The following is a 10,201-nucleotide window of genomic DNA, read 5'->3' as shown; positions in this document are numbered from 1 at the left end:
ACCAACGACTCCCAGCGGCTAACCGCACGAAAACATTTCCCCCACATCAACCAACCAAACACATAAACTGCCTGGCCGCGCTGACCTCCGAATACATTACACACACCCCACCAAAGACACAAAACCCCAGGTAAAATAGCGAAAACCACCACAAGCCACCACTGGAGAATCACTCCCTACGGTTCTGAAGCATCCAGAACCGAAAACTTGCGATGGTTTTCCGCACCGCGCGTTTAACTAGCACCGTGCGCTTAGCCGTTAGCCATTGACCAGAGGCCAACAATCACTAGCTAACCCGTTCAACCGATGCGCCAAGAGAATTGAGTGTCTCTACGAAGCCCGGGTAGCCACGGTCGATGTGATAGACATCGTGCACCTCAGTGACGTCACCTTCTTCAGTACACAGCCCAGCAAGCACTAGTCCCGCTCCGGCGCGAATGTCCGAAGACCACACAGGTGCGGAACTCAGCGTTTCCTTTCCGCGAATCATCACGTGGTGGCCATCGATAGTCGCGTCCGTGCCGAGGCGAATCATCTCGTCGACAAACCGGAAGCGCGACTCAAAAACGTTCTCGGTAAGCACTGACGTCCCTTCGGACACCGCGGACAGAGCAATGGCCATGGGCTGCATGTCCGTCGGAAAGCCTGGGTATGGCAGCGTTTGGTAGTTCACACCCTGCGGACGCCTGTCCATACGCACGCGGAAGCCCTGCGGGTAGGTCTCGACCTGAGCGCCTGCGTTCTTCAGTTTTTCCAGAGGAAGGTGCAGGTACTTAGGGTTAATGCCAACGACCGTAATATCGCCGCCGGTCATCGCTGCAGCATAAGCCCAGGTCCCTGCGATAATTCGGTCGCCGACAACCTTGTGCTCAGTCGGGTGCAGCTTCTCTACGCCCTCAACCGTGATGGTGTTAGATCCCGCACCCGAAATCTTGGCGCCCATCTCCACGAGCATCTCGCACAGGTCGACAATTTCGGGCTCACGGGCGGCGTTATCCAGCACAGTCGTACCTTCCGCTAGTACGGCCGCGGTCAGAATATTCTCGGTCGCGCCGACGGACGGGAAGTCCAGCTTGATGTTCGCCCCCTTGAGTCGCCCCGCCTCAGCCACCACGCAACCGTGGTGAATATAGGTGCGTGCTCCCAATTTCTCCAGGCCAGCCTGATGCATGTCCAGCGGGCGGGAACCAATAGCGTCACCACCGGGCAGTGCGACAATCGCGTTACGGGTACGCGCCGTCAGCGGCCCGAGCACACAGACCGAAGCGCGGAACTGGCGCACGGCATCGAAATCGGCGTGATGCGAGAGTTCTTCGGGCACCGTGATTTCAATCCGGTCGCCCTCGCGCGTCACGGAGCAGCCGAGACCTTCGAGGACTTTTTGCATCAATGGCACGTCGTCAATTTCAGGGCAGTTCGTCAGTACTGTCGTGCCCTCGGCGAGAAGCGCCGCACCCATCAGTTTCAGAACCGAGTTCTTCGCCCCGGAAATCTGAACCTGACCATTTAGCGTCGCTCCGCCTTTAACCAGAAATCGCTCATTTCCCACTCCCCCAGCCAACCACATTTCGCAATATCGCGCTTAGGCTTGAAGCTATGAGCGTTCATCTAACTCGCATTTACACTCGCACCGGCGACGACGGCACCACTGGATTATCCGATTTCAGCCGCGTTCCCAAGGATGATTCTCGCCTTATCGCCTACGCCACGTGCGAGGAGGCCAACGCCGCACTTGGCCAGGCGCTCAGTCTCGGCACGCTTGACGACGAAATCTCGGCTGTCATTCGCTACGTGCAGAATGACCTATTTGATGCCGGAGCCGACCTAGCAACACCTATTGAAGAAAACCCGAAGTACCCGCCGTTGCGTATCGAGCCGGATTACATCGAGCGACTCGAGCACTGGTGCGACCAATTCAATGAACAACTGCCGAAACTGGATTCCTTCATCCTCCCGGGAGGCACACCAGCCGCAGCACTGCTACACACAGCTCGGGTGATTACTCGCCGAGCCGAGCGTGCAGCATGGGCTGCCTGCCGCGAATTTCCCGAAACCACCTCAGTCCTACCGGCGAAGTATCTCAATCGCCTGTCTGACCTGTTGTTTATTCTTTCGAGAGTGGCCAATAACGGAAACGACGTTAAGTGGATCCCCGGGGGTGAGCGCGAAGCCCAGCGGCAAGCAGGGGGTAAGTAGCGGGGCAAGTAGCAGAACTGACTACCCCAATACCCGCGGGTTTGGGCGCAAAGGAACCGTCGTCAAGCGGTTTACGGCAGTGCGCCGATGCGACGGGCCGCGTTGACGGCCTCGTAGCGAGTATGGGCGCCCAGCTTGCGCATTACGGAGCGGAGGTAGGACTTAACCGTCTCGGCACCGATGCCCATTTCCTCTGCGGCCTCGACGTTGGTGTGACCGAGGGCGACACAGGCGAGAACATCGAGCTCACGAGCCGACAGCTTGGTGGTCTGCTTGACGCGAACCGGGGTGACCATCTGGTCACAGAGCACCTCGAGCTCCTGGCGCAGCTTCTCGTCATCCACACGGTTAGCGAGCATGCGCAGCTTGGAGTGCGTGGAACGAACCTGCTCCCACTCAGCGCCATTCATGATGCGGCCGCCCTTACCGTTGCCAGAACGATCCATGTTGCGGCAGGCATCGACGACAGCGAGGTCCTGCTCCAGGCAACGGGCGGTCATTGTGACCTCTTCAAGAACCTTGTCCCCCAGGCGCACCGAGGAGTGCACGCCACCGTAGAGCACGCCACGGACAAGACGCGAAACGATCACCGGCACGGCGACCAGCGAGTGCAGGCCTTCGTCACGAATCTTGTCGTCATACTCATGGGTAATAACCTTGGCGCGCAGGTAGTCACTGACACCCACCGGGCGGCGCGTGGCCAACACGCGACCACCGACACCCGCACCCGATTCCACAGTCAGATTCTGCAGGGCCGGAGTACGCAGGCCAACCCAGTTGTTGATCTGCATCTTAGAGTTATCGGTGACTTCCGCATACATTGTGACCGGAATACCAGTCGCATTCTTTAGGGCGACCAAGGACGACTTAATAACCTCATTGTCGTCCAGAATGCGGTGGGGATCCATCTCGCGTCCTCCTGCGTAACGGGCAAATTGCTTCACTGGCACCCACAGAGGCACCATCAGCCTGTGACTTCGCGCCGACTTACACTCCTACGAAATGGCCAACTACCGCTCAGCGGCCACTGACCCTTTCGGGGGCTGTAAACCGTACAAAGTAGATAGTACCCTCCGAACGGGTACACCTGCATTAAGGCATCCGTCACACAATCTTAGGAAACAACTAGGTTTCTCTACAAGTACGTAAAGAAAATACCAGGATAAATCCTGTCATTAGCCCCGCCTCGGCCGAATAAATACAAGGCAGGGGGTAGCTATTTTTCCGCTAACAAACTGCGTGAATGTTGATAACAGAGGGTAATGAACGGCGTTTTACCCCCAATGCGGACATTTTCGAAAAAGACCTTCGCTTATTTTGCATCGTGCGCTATTGTCATACATGCAACAGGTTTTGTTGAGTTCCACTTTCAATGCTACGTCCTCCACGTGGTTGTCCGAAGGTGGTGCACAGCAAACGCAAGAGGGAATCCGGTGCAATTCCGGAACTGTCCCGCAGCGGTAATCTGGAACAAAATTCGCCAACGGCACTGAGGTTATTTCAACCTTGGGAAGCGGCGAAAAGTAGGAAAATTGATAATAAGGATCTGCACGTAAGCATTGAAGCTTGCGGCAGTCGTCATCCCCTTATTGTCGGTCACGCCAGAAAGTCCGAATACCTGCCTGATGCGCCGAGGGCACTGCAAAGTGCCACGGCCACGGAGATCGCCCGCGGACAGGTGTGACGTGAAATGGAAGCGAAGAAATGCGACAGCTTCGCCTATATTTCTAGGCCTATTTTCATAGGCATTACGCCCTGCCCGCGGGCGTTTTTCTCATTTTTAGCGCGGTTTAGCTGCACATATCGATGAGCTATTCACCAACCAAGCCACTCGCCTAAACATCCTCTGGATGGCACACATCTCGCCCAATCGCCTTGGAGACCACGGGCGCCCAGGGCAAAGCCAGTCGAGCATGTTCGACCAACCGTCGATCGGCCAAAATTTCTTCCTTGGCGCCGACGCGCAGTTTGCCGTCGGCAAGCACCGCTGCCCTATCGGCGAAATTCCACGCGAAGTCGATGTCGTGCGTGGCGACGACGACGGCAGTGCTCTGATCGCGCAATTGATTGAGCGTGTGTGCAAGCTTTCGGGTCGCCTGCGGATCGAGGCCGGCGGAGGGCTCGTCGAGAAGCAACACACGTGGGTGCATCGCCAGCGCGCCTGCGAGAGCGACGCGCTTACGCTGACCATAGGAAAGCTGGTGCGGAACGCGTTCGGCGAGATCGGTGACCTCGGCGGTACCTAGGGCCTCCCGGACGCGCCGCTCGACTTCCTCGTTCTTAATCCCCAGGTTGACGGGGCCGAAAGAGACGTCTGCGAACACGCTAGCCGCGAAGATTTGCTCATCCGGATCCTGCGTGACCATCTGTACTGAGCGACGGACCGCATTGCGGCCGTGCCGGGAGTACGTGTAGACGGTGCCGTCAAGGCGGACCTCACCACTATTGGGCTTAGACGCTCCCGCGAGCATACGCAACAGCGTGGACTTGCCCGAACCGTTTGCCCCCAACAGCGCTAGGCGCTCGCCACCCGAAATTGCCAGATCCACGCCTTTCAGAACGTGGGTTTCGTCGTAAGCGTATGTAACTGCAGCCGCTTCGACAATGACACCGTTGGCACCATGTACGTGATCAGCGCGATTTTTCCTGCTGCTCGACATCCCTATACACCCCATTTCAGCAGCGCCCAGGCCGCAATCAACGACAAAAGTAATGCACTGGATATCGCGATGAACTTCGGCTGCCTGGGCCGCGAAATCACCAGTACTTTCATTGCGCTCGGATCGGCGCGCAGCTCGATTCCCTCTTGCATCTTGCGCGCGCGGGTAAAGGCAATTACAAAGAGGCTGGCGGACTGTGCCGCTACATCTCGGATCATCGCCCGGCGCGTGGAGTGTCCCAAGCGTCGTGCTTGCGCTTCCGTCATCGAGTGTGCGGAGTGAATCAGCACGCCGGTCATCCGGTAAATCACCTCGGCGAGGTACGTCAAGTATCGCGGCAAGCCGTGCTTGTCGAGCCAGGCAATGAGCTCCGAAATCGGAGTGGTCAGCGCAAAGACCATCGTGCAGCTGATACCCGCAAACGAACGCATCACAACCTGCGCCATTCGCTGCGGGCCATCCGGCGACCACGCGAGACCGTCGGGAGTAAGCGCTACCAAAAGCGGAAACGCGCCGACGAGCACAAAAGCCGCCGGTGCCAGCACCATTGCCACATACAGCTTGCGGGGCACTCGGGCTATGTACGCAATAGACCAAGCAATGACCGCAATGACAGGCGCAAAGGGAATTGGCGGTAGCGCAACCGCCAGAATCAGCAGCCCACCGAGCAGCAGAATCTTTTCACCCACGTTGCGGCGTGCCCAAGCGCTGCGCGCCGCTGCAGCTTCTAGCGCATTCACTGCTCTTTCTCGCGCTTGTCCGAACGCGCAGCAGCCTTCCCTCGGTAGAAGCCAATAACGTAGAACAGGACGCCAGCACCGATAACGGCCTGGAGCGCGAACAGACCCGACTCGACCTCACCCGGCAGCTCGCCGACGAGTGGCTCGAACCACGGCTCGTAGTTCGGGTCGATTTCCTGAATTGTCTCCGTAGCGGTGGCATCAGTGCCGGCGAACGGCTCCTCGGCGTCGTCGTCCCCGTAGTTGAAGAACAGCGGGAACATGGCAATTACGACTACCAGGACAATGAGACCAACGCTGACCCACACGGAGTTCTTCTTCGGCTGGCTAGCTGCCTGTGCGTCGACAATCTGCGCGTTGTTTTTTGCATTCATAATCGTGCTCTCTTTCGCTTCTTTTCGCTTGACGACGGCTACTGCTTCTGGCCAGATACGGATGCAGCTGCCGCATTCTGCGAAGTGACAGATCCTGCAACAGCGTCAGCCGTGGCTTCTGCAGCTTTCGCCTCCAGCGCCGGTGCTGGCGCATCACCGAAGCGGGACAGGAAGCCGAGATCGAGGAGCTCAGAATGTGCCACGGCCAGCAGGGTGCGCATGAGAATGACGGTGACCAGAGCCTCGATGATCGCCAGCGGAATCTGCGTGATAGCGAACAGGCCGAGGAATGTAGCCAGAGCGCCGCCGACACCGCCCGGGTTTGCCGGGTGTGCAAGAGCGAGCTGCACGGAGGTCACAACATAGGTGGAGAGGTCAGCGAAGAACGCTGCCATAAACACACCTGGTAGTAGGCCTCCGCCGAGCTTTCGAGTCAATACGTAGAAGGCGTAGCCAACCCACGGGCCGACGATTGCCATGGAGAAGATGTTCGCACCGAGCGTCGTAATGCCGCCGTGAGCGAGCAAGATTGCTTGGAAGAGCAACACGATGGAGCCAAGCAGCGCCATCACCGGAGGTTTGAAGATTACAGCACCAAAACCTGTACCTGTCGGGTGCGAAGTGGAACCCGTCACAGATGGAATCTTGATTGCGGAGAGCACGAAGGTAAACGCACCAGCAGCACCGAGCAGCATGCCGCTACCGGGATGTTCTTTCATAGTGCGCTTGACTTGAATTGCGCCGTGAATGACAAAGGGAGCGGCAGCTACACCCCACCCAATGCAATGAGTGACTGGGAGAAATCCCTCAGCAATATGCATGATGTAAATCATCTTTCTACGGCGCTATTCACCTCGACAGCACCGCTCGACCGCCAATCCGCGGACGCGAATTGGATGATTTACAGTCGGTCTCCTGGCTGATGGGCTGAGGAAAGCTTCACACTTCTATTAATGCCTCGCCTCCTTCCCCAAAGGTTTGAGTCCCTCTGAGTGGCTTCGACGAAGCACCGCAATCGCTGAGTCCATTGTCTGCGTTTTTCGGTTATCACATATAACCGCTGTGCAGATAAGGGCCGCAATCGCACCCAATCACAGTGGCGAGGGCCGCTGCCTATTCACAAGGCATTCCCGTGCACTGTAAATCACGTCTCAGAATAGTGGATTCTAAGAAACTTTAATGCTCTTTACCCTCACAATGGAGGTAAGGACGAGCGAGGCAATGAGACAGCGTTAACGTGGCAATAGCAGGGGCATTGCGAAAATAGCGGTGCGACTGCGACGGCGCCGGCCGCGGCGACTATGACGGTGGCGGCACCGGAACTGACAGCTTCCACTTCCCTACGCAAGCCATAAAATAGACGAACTGGTCTGTACTAATTGCAGGATCAGGCGTACACTACGGCTACACGCGAAAACTCATTAGGAAGTCCTCTGTGATTTCCGGAATGGATAAGATTAATGACTATTTATAACGATGTCACTGAACTGATCGGCAACACCCCGCTGGTTAAGCTCAACCGTGTTACCGAGGGCCTGCCGGGCAACGTGATTGCCAAGCTGGAGTTTTACAACCCTGCCAACTCGGTCAAGGACCGCATCGGCAACGCAATTATCGATGCCGCCGAGCGCTCTGGCGAGCTCAAGCCGGGCGGAACCATCGTCGAGGGTACCTCGGGCAACACCGGTATCGCGCTGGCAATGGTCGGCGCAGCCCGCGGTTACAAGGTCATTCTCACTATGCCGGACACCATGAGCCAGGAGCGCCGCGTCGTTCTGCGCGCATTTGGCGCTGAGCTTGTACTCACCCCGGGCGCGGATGGCATGCGCGGCGCTGTCGATAAGGCCAACGAAATCGTAGCTAACACCGACAATGCAATCCTGGCTTCCCAGTTCGCCAACCCGGCCAACCCGGCTATCCACGAGGCAACCACTGGTGAAGAAATCTGGGAAGCTACCGACGGCAAGGTTGATTACTTCGTGGCTGGTGTCGGCACCGGCGGCACCATTACCGGTGCTGGTCGCACGCTGAAGAAGCACAACTCGGACATCAAGCTGGTTGCCGTTGAGCCGAAGGCCTCCCCGCTGCTGACCGAGGGCACCGCCGGCCCGCACAAGATTCAGGGTCTGGGCGCAAACTTCGTCCCAGAGGTTCTCGATCAGGAGCTTCTCGACGAGATCATTGCGGTTACCAACGAGGACGCTATTGAGGTCTCCCGCAAGGTCGCTGCAGCCGAGGGCATCCTCGGCGGCATTTCTGCCGGTGCAAACATCAAGGCTGCTCTCGAGATTGCAGCCCGCCCGGAGTCCGAGGGCAAGAACATCGTCGTGATTGTTCCTGACTTCGGCGAGCGCTACGTCTCCTCCATCCTGTACGAGGATCTGCGCGACTAAAGCCGAGCACTATAAGCGCCCGTAACCTTCTCTGCAGAGCCCGCTAGCTGGCACTTTCCGTCGGCAAGCGGGTTTTTGCATTGCCCACACCTCCGACCAGATAGAATTGACGCCCATGAGTGACTTTTTCCGAATCCTCAAAGAGGATCTGGACAATGCCCGTGCGCATGACCCAGCTGCGCGCAGTGATGTAGAAAATGCCATTGTCTACTCCGGCCTACACGCAATCTGGATTCACCGATTCTCGCACCGCCTCTGGAAACGAGGCGGGATTTTCAAGGGCATTGCACGAGTACTCGCACAGTTTTCCCGTTGGCTGACTGGTATTGAGATTCACCCGGGCGCTCAAATTGGCCGAAGGTTCTTCATCGACCACGGTATGGGCATCGTCATTGGCGAAACCGCAGAAATCGGTGACGGCTGCATGCTCTACCACGGCGTGACGCTTGGCGGCCGCTCACTGGAGAAGGTAAAACGCCACCCCACCCTGGAGGACAACGTCACCGTCGGAGCAGGTGCGAAAGTCCTTGGCCCCATCACAATTGGTGCAGGCTCATCAATCGGCGCCAACTCCGTGGTCACCCACAGCTGCCCACCCGATTCCATCGTGATAGGAATTCCGGGCCGCGTACGCCCTGCCAAGCCCGAAGAGCACAAGCCGTTGTGCGATCCGGCGGTGTACGTCCAGGGTGACGGGGACTTCATCTAGCCCCGCCCTAAAACTAGCTCTACATACAAAAGCCGACCGGCTGCTCTTCCTATCGTGAGCAGCCGGCCGGCTTCTTTGTGCGTTCTTCGCCCTTCAGCGACTAGTCAGCCAGTAGATCCTGGTAGTCCGGGTTTTTCTCCACGAAGTTGGCAACAGCGGAGCAGCTGGTGCGAATCTTTCGGTTGTTCTTCCGAACATCATCCAGCGCGCCTGCGATAAGCGGCTTGGACAGGCCTTGTCCACGGAATTTGCCATCTACAACCGTGTGGTCAAAGTCCAGGGCACCTTCCACCGGGGTGTAAGCGGCAAAGCCGGCCTCTTCTCCCTCTACGGTGAGAACGTAGCGCTGACCGGCCTCATCATGCGAAATAGTGTGTGCCATTTTCGGAATCACTTCCCTCTCATGGTTGTGAAGCGTCGTCATTGCAAACGACTCTTAGGATGTAACCCAGATAACAGCTCTCGCTTCGGATTAATTCCGAATTCTGGTTAATTCTGCACTAGCGGGGGTTCGCCCGGGTGCTCGTCGGCACGCCCGACAGCGACACGGCACGGGACATCGCCCTTCGCGACCTTGGTCGCAGCCTCCCCCTCTGCCCACCCCGGGCTGACGGCCTCAGCGAGCGGGCCTGCCAGGTCCGCCATTTCGCAGTGAGACAGCCCCGGAGCCACCACACTGATGCGGTAACGCTTCCGATCCCCCGGATCCATGCCCGGGTTGGCCTCCGCCCACAAATCAGCGAGAGAGGAAGTGCGCCCCACATCGGGCATGACATCCTCGTAGACGTTGACTTCCTGATCCGGAATCAGTTCCGCGAGCACCCCACGAACCTTCTCAGCAGCCGATTGGCTGCCCTCAGCATCCGTGTAGACGAAGATGCGCACGACCCACGGCAGCGTCTTATCGTCGGACAGCGTTCCTGCTGAGGCGAATTCCTTACTCATGCACAACATCCTATCCGCTAGGGTGTGTACGCGGTTTAATTTCCCCCACTTTAAGGTTTTCGCACGGCTCGATGCACTGTGCTTTACGACGATCCCCGCGACAAACACGGGTTAAACGACAGAAAGTGTGTCTGGATTCGGTGATTTGTAGTGGTTGACCTCTAGGTTTCAGAGAAATATATGC

At 57.6% G+C, this 10,201-nt stretch carries 11 protein-coding genes and 2 riboswitches; of the genes, 3 read left to right on the top strand and 8 right to left on the bottom strand.

Translation table 11 applies throughout. The features are described 5' to 3' along the window. Positions 1 to 286: 286 nt before the first annotated feature. Positions 287 to 1,549, bottom strand: a complete 1,263-nt coding sequence (gene murA / locus QP978_RS10505; RefSeq protein ID WP_239272592.1) for a UDP-N-acetylglucosamine 1-carboxyvinyltransferase — start codon at positions 1,547 to 1,549, stop codon at positions 287 to 289. A gap of 47 nt (positions 1,550 to 1,596) precedes the next feature. Here murA and QP978_RS10500 point away from each other — a divergent pair, with 47 nt between their 5' ends. Next, positions 1,597 to 2,196, top strand: coding sequence for a cob(I)yrinic acid a,c-diamide adenosyltransferase (locus QP978_RS10500; RefSeq protein WP_101739190.1), 600 nt, complete (start codon positions 1,597 to 1,599; stop codon positions 2,194 to 2,196). A gap of 71 nt (positions 2,197 to 2,267) precedes the next feature. Here the strand turns inward: QP978_RS10500 and ramA are convergent, their stop codons facing one another. The 5 genes from ramA to QP978_RS10475 form a co-directional block, all read right to left on the bottom strand. Then, the gene (gene ramA, locus QP978_RS10495) at positions 2,268 to 3,104 is read right to left on the bottom strand and encodes an acetate metabolism transcriptional regulator RamA (RefSeq protein WP_005511953.1); all 837 of its coding nucleotides are present in this window, start codon (positions 3,102 to 3,104) and stop codon (positions 2,268 to 2,270) included. Positions 3,105 to 3,565: 461 nt separating this feature from the next. Then, positions 3,566 to 3,836: riboswitch (cobalamin riboswitch) on the top strand. A gap of 195 nt (positions 3,837 to 4,031) precedes the next feature. Continuing rightward, positions 4,032 to 4,856 carry an energy-coupling factor ABC transporter ATP-binding protein gene (locus tag QP978_RS10490; RefSeq protein ID WP_284857155.1) on the bottom strand — a complete coding sequence of 275 codons (825 nt, stop codon included), beginning with the start codon at positions 4,854 to 4,856 and terminating at the stop codon, positions 4,032 to 4,034. A 2-nt stretch (positions 4,857 to 4,858) separates the two neighbouring features. After that, positions 4,859 to 5,596: a cobalt ECF transporter T component CbiQ gene (gene cbiQ, locus QP978_RS10485; protein WP_049190262.1), complete on the bottom strand. Its 738-nt coding sequence runs from the start codon at positions 5,594 to 5,596 to the stop codon at positions 4,859 to 4,861. Beyond that, positions 5,593 to 5,970 carry an energy-coupling factor ABC transporter substrate-binding protein gene (locus QP978_RS10480; protein ID WP_049173058.1) on the bottom strand — a complete coding sequence of 126 codons (378 nt, stop codon included), beginning with the start codon at positions 5,968 to 5,970 and terminating at the stop codon, positions 5,593 to 5,595. The genes cbiQ and QP978_RS10480 overlap by 4 nt, the downstream gene beginning before the upstream one ends. A 38-nt stretch (positions 5,971 to 6,008) precedes the next feature. Beyond that, complete coding sequence (locus QP978_RS10475; RefSeq protein ID WP_049190264.1) at positions 6,009 to 6,791, bottom strand: energy-coupling factor ABC transporter permease; 783 nt, start codon at positions 6,789 to 6,791, stop codon at positions 6,009 to 6,011. 67 nt (positions 6,792 to 6,858) lie between these two features. Continuing rightward, a riboswitch (cobalamin riboswitch) is annotated at positions 6,859 to 7,127 on the bottom strand. A gap of 303 nt (positions 7,128 to 7,430) precedes the next feature. Here QP978_RS10475 and cysK point away from each other — a divergent pair. Both cysK and epsC read left to right on the top strand, forming a co-directional pair. After that, positions 7,431 to 8,363 carry a cysteine synthase A gene (gene cysK, locus QP978_RS10470; protein WP_049173059.1) on the top strand — a complete coding sequence of 311 codons (933 nt, stop codon included), beginning with the start codon at positions 7,431 to 7,433 and terminating at the stop codon, positions 8,361 to 8,363. Between the two features lie 115 nt (positions 8,364 to 8,478). Further along, on the top strand, positions 8,479 to 9,072 hold the full coding sequence (gene epsC / locus QP978_RS10465; protein ID WP_005511963.1) for a serine O-acetyltransferase EpsC: 594 nt from the start codon (positions 8,479 to 8,481) through the stop codon (positions 9,070 to 9,072). Positions 9,073 to 9,172: 100 nt separating this feature from the next. Here the strand turns inward: epsC and QP978_RS10460 are convergent, their stop codons facing one another. Both QP978_RS10460 and QP978_RS10455 read right to left on the bottom strand, forming a co-directional pair. Continuing rightward, the gene (locus QP978_RS10460) at positions 9,173 to 9,454 is read right to left on the bottom strand and encodes a GNAT family N-acetyltransferase (RefSeq protein ID WP_049173078.1); all 282 of its coding nucleotides are present in this window, start codon (positions 9,452 to 9,454) and stop codon (positions 9,173 to 9,175) included. A gap of 107 nt (positions 9,455 to 9,561) precedes the next feature. After that, positions 9,562 to 10,017, bottom strand: coding sequence for a hypothetical protein (locus QP978_RS10455; RefSeq protein ID WP_048733759.1), 456 nt, complete (start codon positions 10,015 to 10,017; stop codon positions 9,562 to 9,564). Positions 10,018 to 10,201: the final 184 nt, after the last annotated feature.

Source organism: Corynebacterium sp. MSK035, from assembly GCF_030232615.1.
In the GTDB taxonomy this organism is placed as follows: Bacteria; Actinomycetota; Actinomycetes; order Mycobacteriales; family Mycobacteriaceae; genus Corynebacterium; species Corynebacterium jeikeium_D.
Note: the sequence above shows the minus strand (reverse complement) of the source record. Positions and strands in the feature narration are given on the sequence as shown.